The organism is Mesorhizobium sp. L103C131B0, from assembly GCF_000502275.1.
In the GTDB taxonomy this organism is placed as follows: domain Bacteria; phylum Pseudomonadota; class Alphaproteobacteria; order Rhizobiales; family Rhizobiaceae; genus Mesorhizobium.
Genome location: NZ_AYXC01000002.1, coordinates 690,257 through 710,404, shown reverse-complemented (window position 1 = coordinate 710,404; position 20,148 = coordinate 690,257). Strand labels below are relative to the sequence as shown.

Sequence of the window (20,148 nt, the reverse complement as noted above, 5' to 3'; positions counted from 1 at the left end):
CGAGGTGTGACTTTAATGGCCGACACGTTACCCGACGTCGAAAATGATCCGTGCGATGTGCTGGATAGTGCGCGTCGCGGCCGCCCGGCGGCGGGCCAGGATCCGGTCAAGCGCAGCCAGATTATCGAGGGCGCGCGGCGCGTGTTCATCGACAAGGGCTTCGAAGCGGCGTCGATGAACGACATTACCCGCGAGGCCGGCGTCTCCAAGGGCACGATCTATGTCTACTTCGCCAACAAGGAAGAGCTGTTCGAGGCGCTGATCGAGGAAGAGCGCGGCACCATCTTCAAGAACATGTACGACATGCTCGACCGCGCCGACGATCTGCGCCAGGCGCTGGTGAAATTCGGCAAGGTGCTGTCGATGAAGATCACCTCGGCCAAGGTCATCCAGGCGCAACGCACCGTGATCGGCGCCTCCGACAGGATACCGGACATGGGCGCGCGGTTTTACGAACGCGGCCCCAAACGCGGCCACGACAAGGTGGTCAAGTTCCTCAACGCAGCCATAGAACGCGGCCTGCTCAAGATCGATGATGTCGATCTTGCCGCCTATCAATTCACCGAACTGTGCCTCGCCGGCCTGTTTCGCCAGTGCATCTTCGCCTACCGCACCAAGGCGCCGAGCCAGGATGAAATCGACCACATCGTACGGTCGGGCGTCAGCCTGTTCCTGAAGTCCTACGGCACCGAAAAGCTTGCCGAGGAAGAAGGCCACCAGATGATCGCCGGGGAGGCGAAGCCAAAGGCAAAGGCCTAGTTAGCCAAAGGTCTTTTTTCGCAACTTCGGACGGAAAACCGCTTCACACTTTTCCTGGAGTTGCTTTTAACCGCCATTGGCCGCCAGCACGATCGCCGCGCGCAGTTCGTCCAGACCCTCGCCCTTTTCCGACGACGTGGCGAGCACGAACGGAAACGCCGCCGGCCGCTTCTTGATCTTCAGTAATGTCTCTTCGATCAGCCGCGGCACGCCGGCGGCCTTGATCTTGTCGGTCTTGGTCAGCACGATCTGGTAGGACACCGCCGCCTTGTCGAGCAGTGACAGCACCTCGTCGTCCTTGGCTTTGATGCCATGCCGGGAATCGATCAGCACATAGACCCGCTTCAGCGTCACGCGGCCCTTGAGATAGTCGAAGACCAGCTTGGTCCAATCGTCGACCTTTTCCTTCGGCGCGCTGGCATAGCCGTAGCCCGGCATGTCGACCAGCGCCATTGGCGGCAGGTCGGTGCCTTCGCCGGAAAACCCGCCCGGCACGAAATAGTTGAGCTCCTGTGTGCGCCCCGGCGTGTTGGAGGTGCGCGCCAGCCCGTTATGGCCGACCAGCGCATTGATCAGCGACGACTTGCCGACATTGGAGCGGCCGGCAAAGGCGATCTCCGGCGGCCCCTCCGGCGGCAGGAACTTCATCGCCGGTACGCCGCGGATGAAGATCCACCCCTTGGTGAACAGGTCGGTGCCGATGACAGCGTTGCCCAGCGCGTTCAAATCGCTGCCTCCAGCCTGGAAATATCGGCGCCTCGGATGGCGTTGAGGTTGCGGCCGATCTTGTCCACCGGCCAATTCCACCACGCCACAGCCAGCAACCGCCGCACCGTCCTGTCGTCGAAACGCATCTTCACCACCTTTGCCGCATTGCCGGCGACGATCGCATAGGCCGGCACGTCATGCGTCACCACCGATTTCGCCGCCACGATGGCGCCATTGCCGACCGACACGCCGGGCATGATCACCGCATCCATGCCGATCCATACATCATTGCCGACCACCGTGTCGCCGCGCACTTCCTGTGACCACGTCTTCGGGTCGAAGCCTTGCTCCCAGCCATGACCGAAAATGTTGAACGGATAGGTGGAAAAGCCGGACATGGCATGGTTGGCGCCGTTCATGATGAAGCGCGCGCCCTCCGCGATGGCGCAGAACTTGCCGATGATCAGCTTGTCGCCGATGAAGGGATAATGATGCAGCACGCATCGCTCGGCGAATTTGTCCGGTCCGTCAGGATCGTCATAGTAGGTGAACTCGCCGATCTCGATATTCGGCGCGGTGACCAGGGGCTTGAGGAAGCCGACGCGGGTGTGCATCGGGATGGGGTGTTTGATGTCTGGGTTGGGTCCGTCCATGGCGAGATCCGTCGAGAGTGGCGCAAATTAAAGCCGCCATTCTAGATGGCGTGATCCGCCCTATAGCACCAATCGCCCGATGAGCGAGCCCTGCTGGGCTTCGATGTTCAGTTCGTGCCGCGGCAGATCACGATCAGGTCGACCGCCGCCGTCGGCTAAGGCGCCCTGAAACCCAAAAAAACGGGGCCCTGCGAAGGACAAGCAGGACCCCGGTGGTGTCGAAGACGGCTTCAAAAGAATGGCACCTCCTCGTGAGGTGGGGAAGGCAGACCGAGAAAGCCCGTCGCAGCCCGCCGTCATTCCCCGTAGCGTAAAGCCGTTACTTCGGCAACAGCACCTTGTTGACGACGTGGATGACGCCGTTCGACTGGTTGACGTCGGCGACCGTCACCTTGGCGGCGCCGCCGGACTCGTCGACGATGTAGAGCGAGCCGCCCTTGACCTCGGCGATCAGCGTGTCGCCGCTAACGGTCTTCATCTCATACTTGCCGCCCATCGCCTTGGCCTTGGTCATCATCTCCTTGGCCGAGATCTTGCCGGCCACGACATGGGCGGTCAGGATCTTGGTCAGCTTGTCCTTGTTTTCGGGCTTCACCAGCGTGGCGACGGTGCCGGCCGGCAGTTTCTTGAAGGCGGAATCGGTCGGCGCAAACACCGTGAAGGGTCCCGCGCTTTCCAGCGTGTCGACCAGGCCGGCGGCCTTGACGGCGGCAACCAGCGTCTTGTGGATCGGCGAGTTGAGGGCGTTCTCGACGATGTTCTTGGAGGTCAGCATCGCAGCGCCGCCAACGGCGGGATTGGCGAGCGTATAGGCCGTCGTAGCTGCGAGGCCCGATAGAGCCAGGCCGGCGGAAAAGCAGAATGCCTTGAGGATGGACTTTGCCATTGGAGAACCCTTCTGGTGCGACAATTGTTGATTCGATTGTCGGGAAGAGTTACGCGGCGATTGCGGGAAAGTTTCGGTGCAGAGTAAAAAAGGATAATGATAACAAACACTTAAAGGCGTATGCCCATTCCACGCGCCGCATCCCCGCGATGGACATGACGGGGTCACGGATCAAAAACAGCGGTCTTCGGATTAGAGCTGATCGGTGTTGATCGGCCTTGGCGGTACAAGCAGCAGCCACGCCGGTTGCACGCCGCAAGTTTCGCGCCTCACGGGAACGTGATGCGCGCCTCGTCCACAAAAACCCCGGACGAGCCGGGGCTTTGATTGCCGGAATAGCGCCTTCTATTCAGCCGGCGAGGGTTTCTTTCGGAACAATGCCGTCAGATTGTCCCACAATTCGATCTTGGCGCCCTGGCGCTTCATGATCACGCCCTGCTGCAGGATCGACAGCGTGTTGTTCCAGGCCCAGTAGATGACGAGGCCGGCCGGGAAGCTGCCCATCATGAAGGTGAAGATCACCGGCATCCAGGTGAAGATCTGCGCCTGCGTCGGATCCGGCGGCGTCGGGTTCATGCGCATCTGCAGGAACATGGTGATGCCCATGACCACCGCCCAGGCGCCCATATGCGGCAGGAATGCCGGTGGCGCGAAGGGCAGCAGGCCGAACAGGTTGAAGACCGAGGTCGGATCGGGCGCGGCCAAATCCTGGATCCAGCCGAAGAACGGCGCGTGCCGCATCTCGATGGTGATGTAGAGCACCTTGTAGAGCGAGAAGAACACCGGGATCTGCAGTGCCACCGGCCAGCAGCCGGCGAGCGGATTGATCTTCTCGGTCTTGTACAGCTCCATCATCGCCTGTTGCTGCTTCATCTTGTCGTCCGCGTATTTCTCGCGGATCTCGAGCATCTTGGGCTGCACCTTCTTCATGTTCGCCATCGACGCATAGGATTTGTTGGCGAGCGGGAAGAAGAGGGTTTTGACGACGACGGTGGTGGCAAGGATGGCCAGACCGAAATTGCCGAAGAATTTGTACAGCGTGTCGATCAGGTAGAACATCGGCTTGGTGATCCAGATGAACCACCCCCAATCGATCAGCCGGTCGAACAGCCTGATCTGGCGGTCCTGGGCGTAGGCGTTGATCTTGTTGACTTCCTTGGCGCCGGCGAAGATCTCGGTCTCCACCGTCGCCGACTGGCCGGCGGCAATGGTGATCGGGTCGGTGAGGAAGTCCGACTGGTAGCGCGGGCGGCCATTGTCGTAATAGGCATAGTGCGGCTGGAAGGGCTGCTTCTCGGTCGGCACCAGGGTGACCGCCCAATATTTGTCGGTGATGCCAAGCCAGCCATCGGTCGATTTGCTCGGCGTATAGAGCTTGTTCTTCTCGATGTCGGCGTATTTGTGCTCCTGCAGGCCTTCGGTTCCCGTGACGCCGATCAGGCCTTCATGCAGCACATAGGAGCTGGCAATGGCTGGCTTGTCGAAACGGATGACGCGGCCGTAATTGGACAGCGTGACCGGGGCCGAGCCTGAATTCTGCACCGCATCGGAAACGGTAAACATGTAGTCGCCGTCGACGGAGATCGTGCGCTTGAAGGTCAGGCCCTTGTCGTTGGTGAAGGTCAGCGTCACTGGCGTCGCCGGCGTCAGAGTCGCATTGCCGTCGACGCTCCAGACCGTTTCCGGGCCCGGCACCGTGCCGGTCGTGTCGCTGCCGACAAAGCCGATCTCGGCATAATAGCCGGTGGGCAGCGCCTGCGGATTGAGCAGCTGGATCTGCGGCGATGTCTTGTCGACCGTCTCGGTATAGTGCTTGAGCTTTAGGTCGTCGAGACGCGCGCCGGCCAGGTTGATCGAGCCCGACAGGCTCGGCGTGTCGATGTTGACGCGGGCCGTCTTGGCCACTTCCTGCGCGCGGCCTTCCGGCGTCGTGACATAGGTGCCGGGCGCGTTTGGAATGGCGCCGGGCGCTGCGGGCGCCGGCGTGCCGCCGGGGTTGGCGGCCTCGGCCGCCTTCTTCTGCTCCGCCGCCCGCTGCTCTTCGATGCGGGCCGCCTCGCGCTGCTGTTCGCTGCGCGGCAGCACATAGAAATATTGCCACAGCCCGAGGATCAGCACCGACAAGACGATGGTGATGTAGAAGTTCCGGTTGTTTTCCATCGAAAGCCCTTGGCCTATCGTGTTCCGCTGAGACGGCGGGAGAGTTCGGCCTTCAACTGGCCGAACGGAATGGTGAGCACGTCTTCACGCCCGACGATGACATAGTCATTGCCGGGCGCCATGTCACTTGCGGCATGGGTGCGCACGGCTTCTTTCAGCCGCCGCCTGACGCGGTTGCGGACAACCGCATTGCCGACCTTCTTGGTGACGGTGAAGCCGACGCGCGGCGGCAGGCCGTCATTGCGGTCGAGAACTTCGACGAGAAAAAGCCGCCCGCGCCGCTTTTCACCGCGGCGGACGGCCAGGAATTCCGCACGTTTCAGAAGCCGCTTGGGGTTTGGTCCCACTGGCTTGCCGGTTGCGGGCAACGATCTCGTCTTCCGTTCAGGCGCTGAGCCGCTTGCGGCCGCGGTTGCGGCGAGCTGCGACGACGCCGCGACCACCCTTGGTGGCCATGCGAGCACGGAAACCGTGCCGGCGTTTGCGGACGAGTTTGGACGGTTGGTAGGTACGCTTCATTTGTTTTAATACCGCGGGGTGCGGCCCTTCTTGATTCTGTCACTGTGTAACAGGAGCTTTGCCGGGCCGGCATTGGCGCGATCGAAACCGCGCCGGGACGAATGGCCCGAGCGTGAGCGGCTTATAGAAAGAAGGGTTTTGGGAGTCAATCCAGCGCGAACTATGAGTTCGTCGCAGCGCGAACTATGAGTTCGTCGCAGCGCGAACACCCAGTTCGAGGCGGTCTTTTATTGCTGGCACCATCGTCCAACGAAGGATGAAATTGGCAAAAAAGCCGCAATCGCCTAATCTCAACCGATCAAGCGTTTGTGAAGACAGGCCTTAATGAGCGAAGTTGCATCAGCGGATGAAGGGAGCGGCCCGGCGACAGCCGATGCCAGCCCGGCGACCGTTCGCCCGGTTGCGAGCCGTTCGGTGCCCAATCGTTCAGTGCCCTTGGCGCGCGGCCTGTCGACCAAGCTGCTCTTGCTCACCATTGTCTTCGTGCTCCTGGCCGAAGTCCTCATTTTCCTGCCCTGGATCGCCAGCTACCGCCTGGCCTGGCTGAAGGAGCGGCTAAGCACCGCTGCCGCGGTGTCGATCGTGCTGGTGCAGGGCGAGCCCAATTCGCTCTCCCGCGCCGCCCAGAACGACGTGCTGATGGCAATCGGCGCCAAGGCGATCGCGGTGCGCGACGGCGGCGTGTCGCGCCTGCTGGTGGTGGCCGAGATGCCGCCGCAGGTCGACGAGCATATCGATATCGCCAATGTCGGCATGATCAAGGGCATGACCGGGGCGCTGGATACGCTGTTCTTCGGCGGCAAGCGCATGCTCAGGGTGTTCGGCCCGGTCGGCGACAGCGACAAGGAATTCGAGCTGATCATGCCCGACTATTCCCTGCGCAACGCCATGCTGCGCTATTCGCGCAACGTCGCCTTCGTCTCGCTGCTGATCTCGCTGTTCACCGCAATGCTGGTCTATGCCGCGATCGACCTGATCATGATCGGCCCGATCCGCACCATGACGCGCTCGATGCTGTCCTTTTCCGAGGCGCCCGACGATCCAGGGCGCATCATCCACCCGGCCGCCCGTGCCGACGAGATCGGCGTTGCCGAGCGCGAACTGTCGCAGATGCAGGAACGGCTGCAAAAGATGCTGTCGGAGCAGAAGCACCTTGCCGACCTTGGCCTCGCCGTCTCCAAGATCAACCACGACATGCGCAACATCCTGGCCTCGGCGCAGCTGATGTCGGACCGCTTGCGCCTGGTCAAGGACCCGACGGTGCAGGCCTTCGCGCCAAAGCTGTTGCGCGCGCTCGACCGAGCCGTTTCCTATTCCGAAGGCGTGCTCCACTATGGTCGCACGCAGGAGCCGGCGCCCTCACGCCGCCGCTTGCGGCTGCGCCAGCTGGTCGACGACGTCCACGGCCTGCTCGACATCGAGGACGGCATCGAGTTCGTCAATGCCGTCGAGCTCGCTTTCGAGGTCGATGCCGATTCCGACCAGCTGTTTCGCGTGCTCACCAATCTGTGCCGCAATGCGGTGCAGGCGATGGCGGCCGACGCCGAGAGCGCGCTGGTGCGCCGGCTCGCCGTATCGGCCGAGCGCATAGGCAGCGTAAGCCGCATCATTGTCACCGACACCGGTCCCGGCCTGCCGGCGAAGGCGCGAGAAAACCTGTTCGCGGCGTTTCGCGGCTCGGCCCGCAGCGGCGGCACCGGCCTTGGCCTGGCCATCGCGCACGAACTGATCCGCGCCCATGGCGGCACGGTGGAGCTGGTCGAATCGATCGGCGGCCGCACCACCTTCGCCGTCACCATCCCCGACCAGCCGGTCCGCCTCGACCAGGCCCGCAACGGCCTGCGCCGCCCTGCCTGAGCTGTATTTAATATTCAGCCGAAGCCGGACTGAGCTGAATCTCAGCACCCCTTGATCGGCACCGTCGAAAGCAGCTGCGACAAAACTTTTGCCGGATTGGCTTGCTTTTCGGAAATTCAGTCGCTAGGGAACACGTCTTGTCGCGGCCGGTCGTCAGGATCGGTTAGCGGGGCTATGTAAAGCATGGCCTGTTGCGCGCCCGTAGCTCAGCTGGATAGAGCACCAGACTACGAATCTGGGGGTCAGGAGTTCGAATCTCTTCGGGCGCGCCATTCCCGCCGAAACTGTGATTTCCTGCGATCCGCTAGCCGGTCTTGGGCTCGCATATGAAGAGCATGTTGCTGAGCACCGCCTCATTCGAGTACTGGAGAACTGGACGCCGCCTATTCCGGGCTTCTTCATTTATTACCCCAGTCGTCAGCCTGACTGCGCTATAAACGCGCTGCGATGTTCTTGAAATGGTCCGGTACGCGGCGACTGTTATCTGGGCGCGGCGACGCGGAACGCTCGCTCGCGCCGCCGCGCAGCAGGCTCACTTTTCTTCCGCTTTCCCGGATCAGGGCCCAATCGGCCTCGCCCCAGCCAGATACCGCTCATTGTCGAACGGCTCGGCGTGGGTGCTGTCCGGGCTCCACATGTGGCGGTGGGTCTCCGTCAGATTGCCGAGATAGACATGCAGTGCGCCCGAGCGGGCGCTGCCGGTGTTGGCGACCGCATGCACCGTATCCGGGTTAATATGCACCACCGCGGGCGCCGCGATGTCGTGGCGTTCCGGCGCATCGATCTCGCTGCCGTCGACGGGATAGATGAAGTTGGTCTCGCTGCCCTTGTAGATGCCGATCAGCGCATCCATCAGATGGTTGTGCGGCGGGTACTGCAGGCCGGGCGACAGCGTGATGTGGTAGATGGTCAAGTCAGGGCTGGCATGCAGCAGCACCTCATCGTCGTCTTCCTCATGCGCGAGCACGCCTGATGCATGGAAGCGATCGGTGTGTTCGCGCAGCACCGCCTTGACCCGTTCGAAGGCATGAGCACCTTTGGCTGCGTTGACGATATCGGCGGTTACGGCGTAGAGAGGCGAGTTGGCGGCAAGAGACATTTGTCGTCATCTCCATTGGGAAGCTCAACCAATACAACTGAGATGCTCAGGCTAGCGAATGCCGGCAGACCCGTCAACCGGATGGTCGAAACGGGCAAGCAGACTACGCGGGCAGACCACACGGGCAGACCAAACGGGCAGGCAGATATGGCTCTTCCGAAATCAGTGTCACCGTCCGCCGTCAAGGCGCCGTCGACCGCCGACATATTGCGCAGCGAGGAAGCTTATGAGCAGCTGAAGAGCGACATCGTCGCCTGCGTCCTGCAACCCGGCGAAAGCCTGACCGAAAAGCAGATCGGCGACCGCTACCAGATCAGAAAGGCGACGATCCGCTCGGCTTTGGCCCGCCTGACGCAGGAAGGGCTGATCAAGAGCGAGCCGCGCCGCGGCTATGTCATCGCACCGCTTAGCCTGCGCGACGTCAACGAGATCTTCGACGTCCGCAGCCTGATCGAACCGGAAGTGTTCCGGGTGGCCGCGGCAAACCTCACCGAACGCGGGCTCGACGACATCAGGCTGGCGGCGCAGAAGGTGCTGAAGCCGGAGACGCTGCGCAGCCATGTCGCCTTTCTGGCGGCCGACCGCGCCTTTCGCCTGGCCCTGGCCGAACTCTCCGGCAATCTGCGGCTGGTTCGCCTGCTCGACCAAACGCTCGACCAGTCGGAGCGTGTCCTCCATCTCGGCTTCAAATCGCGCGACTTCACGCAAGCGATCATCGGCCAGCAGAAGGAGTTGGTGCTTGCCTGCGAGCTGGCCGAAGTCTCGGCCATCGCAAAGCTTGCCCGCTCGCAGTGCCTGTCGCTCAAGAAGCAGGTGCTCGAGGCCTTGCTCGCCGGCTCCAAGCTGCAGGACGCCAATTTGCAAAGCTTCGCCTGAGGCGCGAAGCCCGCGCTCTCTGGCCGATGCTTACTCGTCGATGAAGCGGATGTCCGCATCGGCAAGGCAATAGGGCGCGTAGCGGAAATCGCGGATATGGCTGACCTTTCCATCCTGCCAGTCGACCAGCATGAAGCCGCGCACGGCGTCATCTCCCGCTTGCGGGCTGCGGATCAGGATGGCCGGCCTGCCGTCGACGAAGCCGAGCGACAGCGCCCAGTCCTGGACACGGTCGTAATTGCCGAAATAGTTGGAAACTTGCGCCTTACCGCGCATGCGGGTGCGGTTGACGACTTCAAGCTGGATGTCCTCGGCGATCAACGCGCGCACGGCGTCGAAGTCGCGCGCGTTGAACAGGTCGACATAGCGGCGCAGGCGCCGCTCGTCACCGGCGTCGAGTTTTGGGGCAGGCGCCTGCTCGTCCTGTGACGCCAGCAGGCGCAGCTGCGACCGCCCGCGATGGAGCGCTGCCTTGGTCGCGGCCAGCGTCGCGCCGGACACTTCGCAGGTTTCGTGCAGGCTGAGGCCAAGCACGTCGACAAGGATCACGGCGCTGCGCTGCACTGTTGCCAGCTGCATGAAGCTTCGCAGGCTGGCGGCGGTGGCGAGCCTCGCATCGGCGCTTGCGGAGGGGTCTTCGATCGTCGTCATGTCGGTCTCGCTCATGCGCGCCTGCTCCCGCTGGCGCCGGCGCAGATGATCCTGCGCGGCATTGTGGGCTATGCGGAACAGCCATTGCTCCGGACGCTCGACCGCGGCGTCGCCGTCGATGGCCTGCAGTGCCTTGATCAGTGTCTCCTGGACGATGTCCTCGCCATCGATCACCGGGCCGGCCATGCGGGCGCAGTAGCGGTGCAGCTTCGGTCGCAAGGAGCCGAGCATCGCCTCCAGGGCAACGCGGTCGAGTTTTGCTGTGTTCATCCTGTCCGTTCCCAAAATGCCGGTCTTTGCATTCAAGCCGGCACGACCTCGCCGGCCAGCATACGATAATTGCCGACGATCTTTGCCGGCGATCTGGCAAGCGGCGTCGAGCGGCGTCCGGCATGATCGGCGCTGAAGGCCTTGAAGGCTGCGAGCCCCGTCAGGCCGCCGCCATCCTGGCTGACAAGATGGATGAACTCGCCATTCTCCAGTTCCAGGACGAGGTAGCGCACAGATTGCGGCTTCGTGTCGTCGAGTGCCTCGAACACCTGTGCAACCAGCATACGGTTCTCGGCGATGCTTTCGTCCTTCACGCCGTAGCGGATGAGATTGTAGCCCATTGTCGTCTCCTGTTTTTCAACTCTGCACGGAGAAGACGTTTCGCGGCCTCGAAAAGATTCGTCGCCCGGCGAATCTTTTCGATCGTCCGGATCGTCTTTCCCGTGGACGGCTGCGCGGCAGCCATCGAGGAGCAGGAGAGACCCATCATGCACATCCAGTTTGCCGAATTGCCGGTGTTCGACCAGGACCGCGCCAAGGCCTTCTACACCGGCCATCTTGCTTGCCAGGTGGCGGAGGACCAGCTGATGGGCGACAGCGGCTGGCGCTGGATCGAGCTGACATTTCCCGGCGCCGTCACCAATTTGCATTTCGTCAAACGCCCCGATGACACGCCGGGCACTGAGCCCGTGCTGGTGCTCGTTGATGGCGATGTCGAGGCAACGGTCGCGGGCCTGAAGGCGCGCGGCGTCGAAATCATCACCGAGCCGCAGGAAGCGACTTGGCAGCCGGGCCGCACGGTCGCCGAATTCGCGACAGCGAGGGCAACCGCATGGTTGTCGCCAGCAAATGATCGGACCCGGCGCAAAGCCGAACTTTGACATGAGAACAACAGGAGAGATGGACATGACCCCCCAAACGTCGACGCTGAAAGTACCGGGCGCCAGCCTCTATTATGAGATGCGCGGTTCCGGCCCCGTACTGTTGATAATCCCCGGCGGACCGCAGGACGCCGGCGTCTTCGCCGATGTCGCGGGCCACCTCGCCGACCGCTACACGGTGGTCGCCTATGATCCGCGCGGCAATTCGCGCAGCACCTTCGACGGAGAGCCGCAAGAGCAGGACCTCGATGTCCATGGCGACGATGCCGCGCGATTGATCGAGGCGCTTGGCGCCGGACCGGCCTATGTGTTCGGCACCAGCGGCGGCGCCCAGATCGGGCTCAACCTCGCCGCCCGCCATCCCGGCCGGGTTCGTGCACTGGTGGCGCATGAGCCGCCCAGCATGATGCTGCTCGACGACGGTGTCGAGGCGGCGATGCAGAAATTCTTCAGCGAGAACAGCCTGTCGGAAGGGCCGGGTCAGGATGAAGCCGGGCCGCAGGACGGACCGCCTTCGTTCGAACCGTCGCCCGAGGAGGCCGAGACCTTTGCCAGGGTCAGCGGCAATTTCGAATACTGGCTGGCGCATGGCGTCATGCCGCTGTCGCTCTATCGTCCCGATATCGAGGCGCTGCGCGGCCGCCCGGTCGTGGTCGGCATCGGCGAAGAGTCCGTCGGCCAGCCGATCGACGGCATGGGCAAGGCGCTGGCCGACAGGCTCGGCAGCAAGCGCGCCGCCTTCCCCGGCGACCACATGGGCTTTGCGCCCTATCCCGACCGCTTCGCCGAGACCTTGCACCTGACGCTCAGAGGCGCGTGAGATCGTCAGTTCAATAGGAAAGGGCGTCCGCATGCACAATGCGGACGCCCTTCTCCCATGAAATTACCGGCTAAGATTGCTGTATCAGACGGCCTCCCAGCCTTCCTTGCCGCCGGCGCGGAAGATGGCGTCGATGACCTTCTGGTTGAGCACGGACTCCTCCAGCGTGAAGACACGCTCCTTGCCACCCTGTGCCGCCCTGGCAAACGTCTCGACCTCGCGCCGGTATTGCTGGGTGCCGGGAAAGCGGAACACCTGCGCCTCCGTATGGTTCTGGTTGTGCAGTTCGATGCGGTGATGGTCGTAGAGCCCGGCATTGAACGGCGAGAACACCTCGATGAAACCCTTCTCGCCGTGAAACACCATCACCTGCCGCGCTGCCATCTGCGTCGAGAGGTAGAAGGACAGTTCGAAGTCGCCGAAATCGGCGCGGATCGAGGAGTAGATGTCGGTGCCGAATTTTTTGTCGCGCTCGATCGTCGCCTGCACGCGGAGCGGCTCCTTGCCGGTTGAAAACCGCGTCGACACCGTCGGATAGACGCCGATATCAGGCAGCGCGCCGCCGCCGAGATCGAGCTGGTTGCGCATGTTGGTGGGATCGACATTGTAATAGGAGAAGGCGCCCTGCACATGGCGCAGCCGGCCGATGGCGCCATCGGCGATGAGATCGCGCACCTTGATCCATTGCGGGTGGTAGATGACCATGAAGGCCTCGCAGACCAGCACCTTCTTGCTGTCGCGCAGCTTGATCAGCGGCGCGATGTCCTTGGCGTCGAGCGCTAGCGGCTTCTCCACCAGCACATGTTTTCCCGCTTCGATGGCCTTGGCCGTCCATTCGACATGCTGCGAGGTCGGCAGCGGGATGTAGACGCCGTCGACGTCTTTCGAAGCGAGCAGCTCCTCATACGAACCAAAGGCATGTCTGGCGCCGAACCGCTCGCCCAGGGCCTCGGCCTTCGACAGGTCGCGGCTGGCGATCGCGGACAAAACGCCATTCTCGGCCTCGACGATTGCCGGCAACAATTGCTCGCGGCCGATCTTGGCCGTCGACAAAACACCCCATCGGAACATCAGGCTTCTCCTATCGATATACAGGCGAGGAGGTTTGCCCGAAATTGCGGGAAAAGCCAATGCGGATCGCTGGTCCTGCTAGCCTCGCTTGCCCGTCAGCGTCATGTCGAAATCGACAATATTCGAATAGATCGGCGTGCCGACATCCATGCCGTAGCGGGAGCGCAGCACCTTGCCGGTGACGTGGAACTTAATGACGCCACCCTTCAGCCCGCCGAGCTCGGCAGTGAACTTTTCCGCAAACGTCTTGCCGCGCGCCGTCAGCCGGCCGCTGACCAGCGCCGTGGTGTCGCTGGTTCGGGTTACGCTGGTCGAGCGGAACTGGATTTCGGGGCTGTTGGCCACGTCGAACACCGCATCGGAGCGCAGGAAGGCGTCGATGCGGCCCTGGCCGGTGCCGACGCTTTCGGGATAGATGGTGAAGTTGACCGCGGAACGGCCGACATCGCTGTTGTCGATGCGGATGGAGCCCTTGAAGCGGCCAAAGGCGCCGTCGAGGCCGCCGCCACCGACCTTGCCGATGGAGAAGCGAATGCTGGAGCTGGCCGGGTTGACCGTGTAGCTGCCGGCGGCGTCGCCGAGGTCCACAGCGGCGGAGACAGGCATGGCAAGGCAAGCGGCAACAGCCGCCAATCCGAAGATGCGCGCATACATGGGTTTTGTCCTTCTGGGGCAGGCGAAGTGTTGCGCCCTCACTCCAATGAACGAATGCGCGGCGCGCGCTATTCCATGTCCTGATCTGACGAAGGCGTGATCATGCGCGTGAGCACGCTGTCGCGCAGCCAGAAATGATGCCGCAGCGCCGCCAGCGCATGCAGCGCAACCAAGGCAATGCCGGCATAGGCGAGATACCAGTGTGCTACCGCCCAGAAGTTTTCCGCCGCATCGGACACGCCGAGCGGCAGGTTCGGCATCACGAAAAGGTTGAACGGCATGCTGGGGATCTCCAGCATCGACACCGAAACCAGTGCCCAGCCGGACAGCGGCACCGCGAGCTGGAAGCCATAAAGTGCCAGATGCGCCAGCGGCGCCGTCCGACGCTCCAGGCCTCCGACCGAGGCCGGCAAGGCCGGGGCCGCGTTGCCGAGCCGCCAGGCAATGCGCAGGATGAGGAGGCCGAGCAGCAGGAAGCCGAAGGATTTGTGCAGCTGGATCAGCTCGAAGGCGGTGCGCTGGCTGGTCAACCGCACCATGATGAAGCCGAGCATGAACTGGCCGATGAACAGGATGCCGATCAGCCAGTGGAGGACGATCGCCGCCCAGCCGTAGCGGGTTGAGTTGTTGGTGATGAATGCCGGCATGGCTGGTGAACGAATGGCAGCTGGGCTTTCTTCCACCCTCCCCCTTGTGGGGAGGGTCGGCGCGAAGCGACGGGGTGGGGGGGTAGCGCCCTACGAAGACTCCCACCCCGATCCGCTACGCGGATCGACCCTCCCCACAAGGGGGAGGTGGCTAAGCACCGACCTTGAAGAAATCCACAAACGCCCGCAGCGCCGGGCGCATCTGGCGGCGGCTGGGGTAGTAGACGAAGAAACCGTCGAAGGGCGGACACCAGTCTTCCAGCACGCGGATCAAGCGACCGTCGGCGAGCGGCGCGCGCACATAATCGTCGAAGACGAAGGCGAGCCCAGCGCCGTCGACCGCCGCCTCGGCGATCAGATGGTCTTCGTCGAGGATCAGCGGCCCTTGCGCCGCGATCTCGATCTCTTCGCCATCCTTCTCGAATTCCCAGCGGTAAAGAATGCCGCTGGAAAAACGGAAGCGGATGCAGCGGTGGTCGGCAAGATCGCGCGGATGGCGGGGTCTTGGCATGGTCGCGAAATAGGATGGCGCGCCGACCACGGCGCCGCGAAGGTCCGGTCCGATGCGCACCGCGATCATGTCGCGCTGCAGGCTTTCACCGAGCCGCACGCCGGCATCGAAGCCGCCTTCGACGACGTCGGTGAAGCGATCCTCGATGACGATTTCCAGCACGATGTCAGGATAGGCCGCGGCAAAGCCGCCGAGCCTGGGCGTCAATGCCAGGTGGGCCGCGGTGCGCGGCACGGTCAGCCGCAGGTTCCCGGCCGGCCGGTCGCGCGCCTCGATCGCCGTTTCCAGCGCCAGATCGATCTCGGACAGCGCCGGCCGCAGCCGTTCGAGCAGCTGCGCGCCCTCCTCCGTTGGTGCCACGCTGCGGGTGCTGCGCGCCAAAAGCCGCACGCCGAGCCGCGCCTCCAGGCTGGACACGGCATGGCTCACCGCTGAAGGCGCAATGGCCAATTCGCGCGCCGCGCCACGAAAACTGCCGCATTGGGCGACTGTCGCCAGCACAGCCAGTTGAGAAAGATGCGCTCGATTCATTGATCTATTTTATAGAACAGCCCGTGCGAATGACAGCCAATTATCGAACGTAAGACCAGGCACTATCTCTCCTTCATCGCAACAAGGAGACGCGCCATGAAAACCCGCAAACTTGGTACTGAACTCGAAGTCTTCCCCGTCGGCCTCGGCTGCATGGGCATGAGCTTCGCCTATGGCGGTCAGGCAGAGGCCGACGCAATCGCCACTTTGCGCCGCGCTGTCGAGATCGGCGTGACGTTTTTCGACACCGCCGAAGTTTACGGCCCCTTTGAGAACGAGATACTTCTCGGCAAGGCGTTGAAGCCGGTGCGCGACAGGGTGACGATCGCCACCAAATTCGGCTTCAAGATTTCCGAGGAAGGCTCAGGCCTCGAACGTATGGTTGGCGTCGATAGCCGCCCGGAGCACGTCAAGGCAGTGGCGGAAGCCTCGCTGAAACGGCTCGATACCGATGTCATCGACCTCTACTACCAGCACCGCGTCGATCCCGGCGTGCCGATAGAGGACACGGTCGGCGCCATGGCGGAACTGGTGCGCGACGGCAAGGTGCGGGCGCTGGGCCTGTCGGAGGTCAGTGCCACCACCATCCGCCGGGCGCACGCCGTGCATCCGATCGCTGCCGTGCAGAGTGAATATTCGCTCTGGAGCCGCGACCCCGAAGACGAAGTGTTCGATGTCTGCCGCGAACTCGGCATCGGCTTCGTCCCCTACAGCCCGCTCGGTCGCGGCCTGCTCACCGGCACCATCGCCAAGCCCGAGGCCCTCAGCGACGACGACTGGCGCCGGACCTTGCCGCGTTTCCAGGCCGACGCCATGGCCGCTAATGCCAAGGTCGTTGCGACGCTGGAAAAGCTGGCGGTGGAAAAAGGCGTCACCTCGGCCCAGCTGGCGCTGGCCTGGGTGCTGCACCAGGGCGACTTCATCGTGCCGATCCCCGGCGCAAGAAAGATACGCCATCTCGAGCAGAACACGGCGGCGGTCGGGATCGAGCTGAGCGCGGCTGAGGTCGCGGCGATCGGCGATGCGCTGTCGCCGGACAAGGTGGTTGGCAAGCGCTATACGGAGGAGCTGTTGGCGCTGGTGAATGGGTGAGTGCCTTTACCCTCCCCCTTGTGGGGAGGGTCGATCCGCGAAGCGGATCGGGGTGGGGGTTCTCGTAGTACGCAGTCCCCCACCCCGGCGCTTCGCGCCGACCCTCCCCACAAGGGGGAGGGTAAAGGAAGGCGACGGTAAGCTCTCAGAACGTCACCGCGATAAGCACCGCCGACAGCAACCCGAACAGCCCAATCAGCAGATAGTCCGCCACCTGGTACAATTTCAGCGCCTGCCTGATGTCCTGGCTTTCCGCCGCGCGCCTACCGCCTTCGCCCATATAGGCGTCCTCGACGATGACGCCGCCATAGCTGCGCGGGCCGGCGAGCGCCAGGCCGAGTGCGCCGGCCATTGCCGCTTCCGGCCAGCCGGCATTGGGCGAGCGGTGCTTTTTGGCGTCGCGCCGCACTGCTTGCCAGGCGTTGCGGGGATCGGCGCCGTCAACGAGAAAGGCGGCGGCAACGATCAGCAACGCGGTCAGCCGGGACGCCGGCAGGTTGATCCAGTCGTCGAAGAGTGCCGCCGCGCGGCCGAAGGCCTCGTGGTGCGGGGTGCGGTGGCCGATCATCGAATCGGCGGTGTTGGCGGCCTTGTAGGCGACGCCGCCGGCCAGACCGCAGACACCTGTCCAGAAGGCGGGCGCAACGATGCCGTCGGAGAAATTCTCGGCCAGGCTTTCGATGGCGGCGCGGCTGACGCCGGCATGGTCGAGCTTCTCTGGATCGCGGCCGACGATGCGCGCAACCGCAATGCGGCCGAGCGCCAGCCCGCCGGTATCCAGCGAATCGGCCACCGCCTCGACATGTTCGGTAAGGCTCTTTTGCGACAGCAGCGACGAGGCCAGGATTGCCGTGATGATCATGCCGGCAGGAAAGAGCTGCCAGAGCAGGATTTGCACGATGAAGGCGATTGCCGCCGGCACCAGCACGATCACCAGCAGCGCCTGCACGCCGCGGCGGCGACGCAGCGCGTCGGAATCAGTGTCGCGGTTGAGCCTGAGGTCGAGAAAGGCTATCAGCCTGCCGAACCAGGTGACGGGATGGCCGACGGCACGGAACAGCCAGTCCGGGTAACCCAGGATGCGTTCGATGGCCAGCGACAGGAAAGCGATCAGGATCGACATGAAGCTTTCTGATGGAGCGATTACTGTGGTGGATCACGGTGGATCCCTTGGCCGGGCGAGGGCGCTCTTCCCTCACGCGCCACAACCTTTCGTCGATCTCTCGACAGGTATCAATCCGCACTCCTACCCGCTTTTCGAGCTGCCCGCCACCGCCCTGTCACGATTGCCGGAGGCCGCGCGCCTGCGTGAGCTGGCCAGGGTCGCGGCCGGCGCCTATGGCGCGCCTTCGGCCGAGAATGTGGTGGTCGCCCCGGGCACGCAGATCCTGCTGCCGCGCGTCGCCTCGCTGGTCAGCCCCGGCAAGGCGCTGGTGCTCGGGCCGACCTATGCCGAGCATGCCAGGGCCGCCGCGATTGCCGGCCATGCGGTGGCGGAGGTCGACGATTTCGAGGCGCTTGCCGGAGCCGAAATTGCCATCGTCGTCAATCCCAACAATCCCGACGGGCGAGTCGTGTCGCGGGAAAGGCTGCTTCGGCTTGCCGAGACATTGCGCGCCATAGGCGGTCAGCTGGTCGTCGACGAAGCCTTCATGGATGTCGGCCCGCACGCGGAAAGCCTGGCCGGCGATGTCGGGCGGGGCGGCATCGTCGTGCTGCGCTCGTTTGGCAAGTTCTTCGGTCTCGCCGGCCTGCGGCTCGGCTTCGCACTTTCCGATGCAGCGACGGTCGAAAGGCTTGAAACGCAATTCGGCCCTTGGGCGGTCGCCGGCCCAGCGCTCGAATACGGCATCCGCGCGCTTGCCGACAGCGGCTGGCAGGCCGACATGCGGCGGCGGCTGGCGCAGGATGCGGCGCGGCTCGATGCGCTGCTTTCGCGCTTTGGCGTTGCTGTCGCCGGCGGCACGACGCTGTTTCGCTATCTCCGGCTTGCCGATGCACCGGGGCTGTTTTCGACGCTCGGTGAGCGCGGCATATTGCTCAGGCATTTTTCCGAGCGTCCCCAGGTGCTCCGCGCGGGGCTGCCTGGAAGTCAGGAGGAATGGCAGCGGCTTGAATCGGCGCTTGCCGACTGGGGCGCACGGCGCGACGATGGGTCGAAGGAGATCGCGCCATGATCCATATCTGTTCGCTGGCAAAGCTTGAGGAGACGGTGGCCAAAAGCGGCGCCGAGCGCGTGCTGTCGCTGCTCGCTGCCGGCACCGAGGTGACGCGGCCGGCCTCAATCGCGAGGGAAAACCACCTGCATCTGGTCATGCACGACATCGCGGTGGCGCAGGACGGCATGACCATGCCCGGCGAAGGCCATGTGCGCAATCTGCTCGATTTCGCCCGGAAATGGGACCGCGCCAAACCCATGGTCGTCCATTGCTATGCCGGCATCAGCCGCTCGACCGCCTCGGCCTATATCATTGCGGCGGCGCTCGCCCCGAAGCGCGACGAAGTCGAACTTGCGCAGACATTGCGGAAGCTTTCGCCCTCGGCGACACCCAATCCACGGTTGATCGCCGTCGCGGATGCTCTGCTCTCACGACAAGGCCGCATGATCGAAGCGATCGAGGCGATCGGACGCGGCGCCGATGCTTTTGAGGGTACGCCTTTCGTGTTGAAGATCGACGGCTAAGGCGGCCCGCTATGCCAGCCAGTCGGCAAGCTTCGCCTTGCGCACATCCTTCAACAGGGTGATGAAGCCGTCGGCCTGATGCTCCGCCGTCAGTCGGCCTTTCTCGGCCGTGGCAATGCTGGCATCGCCGACCACGCCGTTGGGGTTGAGATCCCCAGCGATCCAGGCGAAAGCGTGCGTTCCGGTGTGGCGCAGCAGCGCAAATTCGGTTTCGGCGCGGGCGACCTTGGAGGCGAAATTGTCGGCCTTGGCCATGTCGACTAACTCCGGGCGAAAATGCAGCATCAACGAGGTCTCGACGTCGCCGCCATGGATGCCATGGCGGTCTTCCAGCTCGGTGTACATGCCGGCGGGGCGGCCGAAGCGCTGCCAGCTGGTCTTCACCGCCAGCATCCTCTCACGCACGCGCAGCTCGCGCGTGACGATGCCCATGATCTCTTCATTGCCGCCATGCGAGTTGACGACGATCAGTTTCCTTACGCCTGCGCGGGCAACGGACAGGCCAAGCTCGGTCCAGGCATCGACCAGGGTGGCCGCCGGCAGGGTGAGCGTGCCCGGCGCCTGCAGATGCTCGTTCGACTTGCCGACCGTTTGGACCGGCAGGATGCGGATGTCGAGATCGCCGGGCAGGCGGGCGATGACCGTCTCCAGCATGCCGTTCATGATCGAGGTATCGGTTGATACAGGCAGATGCGGGCCGTGCTGCTCGATCGCCGCCACCGGCAGCACGGCAATCGTCGCCTCCGGATCGATCGCGGCGTATTCGGTGGTCCGGTAGTCGCCCCACCAAACTCGTCTGTTTGCAACGGTCATGTCATGC

Annotated in this window: 23 protein-coding genes, 1 tRNA gene and 1 pseudogene; 10 read left to right on the top strand and 15 right to left on the bottom strand. The window is 63.5% G+C overall.

Features of this window, described 5'->3' with window-relative positions:
• Positions 1 to 15 precede the first annotated feature (15 nt).
• A complete protein-coding gene (locus X730_RS157915; RefSeq protein WP_023825800.1) occupies positions 16 to 759 on the top strand; it encodes a TetR/AcrR family transcriptional regulator in 744 nt (247 codons plus the stop codon).
• 66 nt (positions 760 to 825) lie between these two features.
• Here the strand turns inward: X730_RS157915 and yihA are convergent, their stop codons facing one another.
• The 6 genes from yihA to rpmH form a co-directional block, all read right to left on the bottom strand.
• Complete coding sequence (yihA, locus tag X730_RS157920; RefSeq protein ID WP_023728101.1) at positions 826 to 1,485, bottom strand: ribosome biogenesis GTP-binding protein YihA/YsxC; 660 nt, start codon at positions 1,483 to 1,485, stop codon at positions 826 to 828.
• Positions 1,482 to 2,120 (bottom strand): CatB-related O-acetyltransferase, encoded by a 639-nt coding sequence (locus X730_RS157925; RefSeq protein ID WP_023673243.1) that lies wholly within the window; start codon positions 2,118 to 2,120, stop codon positions 1,482 to 1,484. Before X730_RS157925 ends, yihA begins: the two co-directional genes overlap by 4 nt.
• Positions 2,121 to 2,439: 319 nt before the next feature.
• Positions 2,440 to 3,006, bottom strand: a complete 567-nt coding sequence (locus tag X730_RS157930) for a fasciclin domain-containing protein (RefSeq protein ID WP_023825799.1) — start codon at positions 3,004 to 3,006, stop codon at positions 2,440 to 2,442.
• Positions 3,007 to 3,351: 345 nt separating this feature from the next.
• Positions 3,352 to 5,166, bottom strand: coding sequence for a membrane protein insertase YidC (gene yidC / locus X730_RS157935; protein ID WP_023739770.1), 1,815 nt, complete (start codon positions 5,164 to 5,166; stop codon positions 3,352 to 3,354).
• Between the two features lie 14 nt (positions 5,167 to 5,180).
• Positions 5,181 to 5,534 carry a ribonuclease P protein component gene (rnpA, locus tag X730_RS157940; RefSeq protein WP_023672264.1) on the bottom strand — a complete coding sequence of 118 codons (354 nt, stop codon included), beginning with the start codon at positions 5,532 to 5,534 and terminating at the stop codon, positions 5,181 to 5,183.
• A gap of 16 nt (positions 5,535 to 5,550) precedes the next feature.
• A complete protein-coding gene (gene rpmH, locus X730_RS1000000165845; RefSeq protein WP_008833937.1) occupies positions 5,551 to 5,685 on the bottom strand; it encodes a 50S ribosomal protein L34 in 135 nt (44 codons plus the stop codon).
• Positions 5,686 to 6,009: 324 nt separating this feature from the next.
• Here rpmH and X730_RS157945 point away from each other — a divergent pair, with 324 nt between their 5' ends.
• The 3 genes and pseudogenes from X730_RS157945 to X730_RS1000000168510 form a co-directional block, all read left to right on the top strand.
• The gene (locus tag X730_RS157945; protein WP_023672265.1) at positions 6,010 to 7,542 is read left to right on the top strand and encodes a HAMP domain-containing sensor histidine kinase; all 1,533 of its coding nucleotides are present in this window, start codon (positions 6,010 to 6,012) and stop codon (positions 7,540 to 7,542) included.
• Between the two features lie 195 nt (positions 7,543 to 7,737).
• A tRNA-Arg gene (locus X730_RS157950) sits at positions 7,738 to 7,814 on the top strand.
• Positions 7,815 to 7,852: 38 nt separating this feature from the next.
• Positions 7,853 to 7,999, top strand: a pseudogene (locus tag X730_RS1000000168510) (LysR family transcriptional regulator); the annotation flags it as partial.
• A gap of 99 nt (positions 8,000 to 8,098) precedes the next feature.
• On the opposite strand, the gene X730_RS157955 reads toward X730_RS1000000168510, so the two are convergent.
• Positions 8,099 to 8,641, bottom strand: a complete 543-nt coding sequence (locus X730_RS157955; protein ID WP_023825798.1) for an autotransporter — start codon at positions 8,639 to 8,641, stop codon at positions 8,099 to 8,101.
• Positions 8,642 to 8,788: 147 nt separating this feature from the next.
• Between X730_RS157955 and X730_RS157960 the strand changes: the two genes are divergently transcribed.
• Positions 8,789 to 9,517, top strand: a complete 729-nt coding sequence (locus tag X730_RS157960; RefSeq protein WP_023714481.1) for a GntR family transcriptional regulator — start codon at positions 8,789 to 8,791, stop codon at positions 9,515 to 9,517.
• A gap of 30 nt (positions 9,518 to 9,547) precedes the next feature.
• Here the strand turns inward: X730_RS157960 and X730_RS157965 are convergent, their stop codons facing one another.
• Positions 9,548 to 10,438 (bottom strand): sigma-70 family RNA polymerase sigma factor, encoded by an 891-nt coding sequence (locus tag X730_RS157965; RefSeq protein WP_023825796.1) that lies wholly within the window; start codon positions 10,436 to 10,438, stop codon positions 9,548 to 9,550.
• A 32-nt stretch (positions 10,439 to 10,470) separates the two neighbouring features.
• A complete protein-coding gene (locus tag X730_RS157970) occupies positions 10,471 to 10,779 on the bottom strand; it encodes a hypothetical protein (protein WP_023825795.1) in 309 nt (102 codons plus the stop codon).
• Between the two features lie 147 nt (positions 10,780 to 10,926).
• Here X730_RS157970 and X730_RS01000000164220 point away from each other — a divergent pair, with 147 nt between their 5' ends.
• Together X730_RS01000000164220 and X730_RS157975 are read left to right on the top strand one after the other, a co-directional pair.
• Complete coding sequence (locus tag X730_RS01000000164220) at positions 10,927 to 11,319, top strand: VOC family protein (RefSeq protein WP_245261305.1); 393 nt, start codon at positions 10,927 to 10,929, stop codon at positions 11,317 to 11,319.
• Positions 11,320 to 11,344: 25 nt separating this feature from the next.
• Positions 11,345 to 12,139 carry an alpha/beta hydrolase gene (locus tag X730_RS157975; RefSeq protein ID WP_245261304.1) on the top strand — a complete coding sequence of 265 codons (795 nt, stop codon included), beginning with the start codon at positions 11,345 to 11,347 and terminating at the stop codon, positions 12,137 to 12,139.
• 84 nt (positions 12,140 to 12,223) lie between these two features.
• Here X730_RS157975 and X730_RS157980 read toward each other — a convergent pair whose 3' ends face one another.
• The 4 genes from X730_RS157980 to X730_RS157995 all read right to left on the bottom strand — a co-directional run bounded on the left by X730_RS157980 (position 12,224) and on the right by X730_RS157995 (position 15,553).
• Positions 12,224 to 13,210, bottom strand: a complete 987-nt coding sequence (locus X730_RS157980; protein ID WP_023825793.1) for a Gfo/Idh/MocA family oxidoreductase — start codon at positions 13,208 to 13,210, stop codon at positions 12,224 to 12,226.
• Positions 13,211 to 13,288: 78 nt separating this feature from the next.
• Positions 13,289 to 13,864 carry a YceI family protein gene (locus tag X730_RS157985; RefSeq protein WP_023672273.1) on the bottom strand — a complete coding sequence of 192 codons (576 nt, stop codon included), beginning with the start codon at positions 13,862 to 13,864 and terminating at the stop codon, positions 13,289 to 13,291.
• Positions 13,865 to 13,932: 68 nt separating this feature from the next.
• Positions 13,933 to 14,511, bottom strand: a complete 579-nt coding sequence (locus tag X730_RS157990) for a cytochrome b (RefSeq protein ID WP_023687445.1) — start codon at positions 14,509 to 14,511, stop codon at positions 13,933 to 13,935.
• Between the two features lie 151 nt (positions 14,512 to 14,662).
• Positions 14,663 to 15,553: a LysR family transcriptional regulator gene (locus tag X730_RS157995; RefSeq protein WP_023825792.1), complete on the bottom strand. Its 891-nt coding sequence runs from the start codon at positions 15,551 to 15,553 to the stop codon at positions 14,663 to 14,665.
• A gap of 96 nt (positions 15,554 to 15,649) precedes the next feature.
• Here X730_RS157995 and X730_RS158000 point away from each other — a divergent pair, with 96 nt between their 5' ends.
• The gene (locus X730_RS158000) at positions 15,650 to 16,645 is read left to right on the top strand and encodes an aldo/keto reductase (RefSeq protein WP_023703777.1); all 996 of its coding nucleotides are present in this window, start codon (positions 15,650 to 15,652) and stop codon (positions 16,643 to 16,645) included.
• A gap of 145 nt (positions 16,646 to 16,790) precedes the next feature.
• On the opposite strand, the gene cbiB is transcribed toward X730_RS158000, so the two are convergent.
• On the bottom strand, positions 16,791 to 17,768 hold the full coding sequence (gene cbiB / locus X730_RS158005) for an adenosylcobinamide-phosphate synthase CbiB (protein WP_023825791.1): 978 nt from the start codon (positions 17,766 to 17,768) through the stop codon (positions 16,791 to 16,793).
• Between cbiB and cobD the strand changes: the two genes are divergently transcribed.
• A complete protein-coding gene (gene cobD / locus X730_RS158010; protein WP_023825790.1) occupies positions 17,767 to 18,822 on the top strand; it encodes a threonine-phosphate decarboxylase CobD in 1,056 nt (351 codons plus the stop codon). The genes cbiB and cobD overlap by 2 nt on opposite strands.
• Positions 18,819 to 19,328: a tyrosine phosphatase family protein gene (locus X730_RS158015; RefSeq protein ID WP_023690280.1), complete on the top strand. Its 510-nt coding sequence runs from the start codon at positions 18,819 to 18,821 to the stop codon at positions 19,326 to 19,328. The genes cobD and X730_RS158015 overlap by 4 nt, the downstream gene beginning before the upstream one ends.
• A 9-nt stretch (positions 19,329 to 19,337) precedes the next feature.
• Here the strand turns inward: X730_RS158015 and X730_RS158020 are convergent, their stop codons facing one another.
• Positions 19,338 to 20,141 (bottom strand): creatininase family protein, encoded by an 804-nt coding sequence (locus X730_RS158020; RefSeq protein ID WP_023670776.1) that lies wholly within the window; start codon positions 20,139 to 20,141, stop codon positions 19,338 to 19,340.
• Positions 20,142 to 20,148 lie beyond the last annotated feature (7 nt).

Bases quoted from the DNA above. Each gene is read 5' to 3' on its own strand.
- X730_RS157915 (WP_023825800.1), top strand. From the start codon at position 16: ATGGCCGACACGTTACCCGACGTCGAAAATGATCCGTGCGATGTGCTG.
- X730_RS157925 (WP_023673243.1), bottom strand. From the start codon at position 2,120: ATGGACGGACCCAACCCAGACATCAAACACCCCATCCCGATGCACACC.
- X730_RS157930 (WP_023825799.1), bottom strand. From the start codon at position 3,006: ATGGCAAAGTCCATCCTCAAGGCATTCTGCTTTTCCGCCGGCCTGGCT.
- yidC (WP_023739770.1), bottom strand. From the start codon at position 5,166: ATGGAAAACAACCGGAACTTCTACATCACCATCGTCTTGTCGGTGCTG.
- rpmH (WP_008833937.1), bottom strand. From the start codon at position 5,685: ATGAAGCGTACCTACCAACCGTCCAAACTCGTCCGCAAACGCCGGCAC.
- X730_RS157945 (WP_023672265.1), top strand. From the start codon at position 6,010: ATGAGCGAAGTTGCATCAGCGGATGAAGGGAGCGGCCCGGCGACAGCC.
- X730_RS157955 (WP_023825798.1), bottom strand. From the start codon at position 8,641: ATGTCTCTTGCCGCCAACTCGCCTCTCTACGCCGTAACCGCCGATATC.
- X730_RS157960 (WP_023714481.1), top strand. From the start codon at position 8,789: ATGGCTCTTCCGAAATCAGTGTCACCGTCCGCCGTCAAGGCGCCGTCG.
- X730_RS157965 (WP_023825796.1), bottom strand. From the start codon at position 10,438: ATGAACACAGCAAAACTCGACCGCGTTGCCCTGGAGGCGATGCTCGGC.
- X730_RS157970 (WP_023825795.1), bottom strand. From the start codon at position 10,779: ATGGGCTACAATCTCATCCGCTACGGCGTGAAGGACGAAAGCATCGCC.
- X730_RS01000000164220 (WP_245261305.1), top strand. From the start codon at position 10,927: ATGCACATCCAGTTTGCCGAATTGCCGGTGTTCGACCAGGACCGCGCC.
- X730_RS157975 (WP_245261304.1), top strand. From the start codon at position 11,345: ATGACCCCCCAAACGTCGACGCTGAAAGTACCGGGCGCCAGCCTCTAT.
- X730_RS157980 (WP_023825793.1), bottom strand. From the start codon at position 13,210: ATGTTCCGATGGGGTGTTTTGTCGACGGCCAAGATCGGCCGCGAGCAA.
- X730_RS157985 (WP_023672273.1), bottom strand. From the start codon at position 13,864: ATGTATGCGCGCATCTTCGGATTGGCGGCTGTTGCCGCTTGCCTTGCC.
- X730_RS157990 (WP_023687445.1), bottom strand. From the start codon at position 14,511: ATGCCGGCATTCATCACCAACAACTCAACCCGCTACGGCTGGGCGGCG.
- X730_RS157995 (WP_023825792.1), bottom strand. From the start codon at position 15,553: ATGAATCGAGCGCATCTTTCTCAACTGGCTGTGCTGGCGACAGTCGCC.
- X730_RS158000 (WP_023703777.1), top strand. From the start codon at position 15,650: ATGAAAACCCGCAAACTTGGTACTGAACTCGAAGTCTTCCCCGTCGGC.
- cobD (WP_023825790.1), top strand. From the start codon at position 17,767: ATGAAGCTTTCTGATGGAGCGATTACTGTGGTGGATCACGGTGGATCC.
- cbiB (WP_023825791.1), bottom strand. From the start codon at position 17,768: ATGTCGATCCTGATCGCTTTCCTGTCGCTGGCCATCGAACGCATCCTG.
- X730_RS158015 (WP_023690280.1), top strand. From the start codon at position 18,819: ATGATCCATATCTGTTCGCTGGCAAAGCTTGAGGAGACGGTGGCCAAA.
- X730_RS158020 (WP_023670776.1), bottom strand. From the start codon at position 20,141: ATGACCGTTGCAAACAGACGAGTTTGGTGGGGCGACTACCGGACCACC.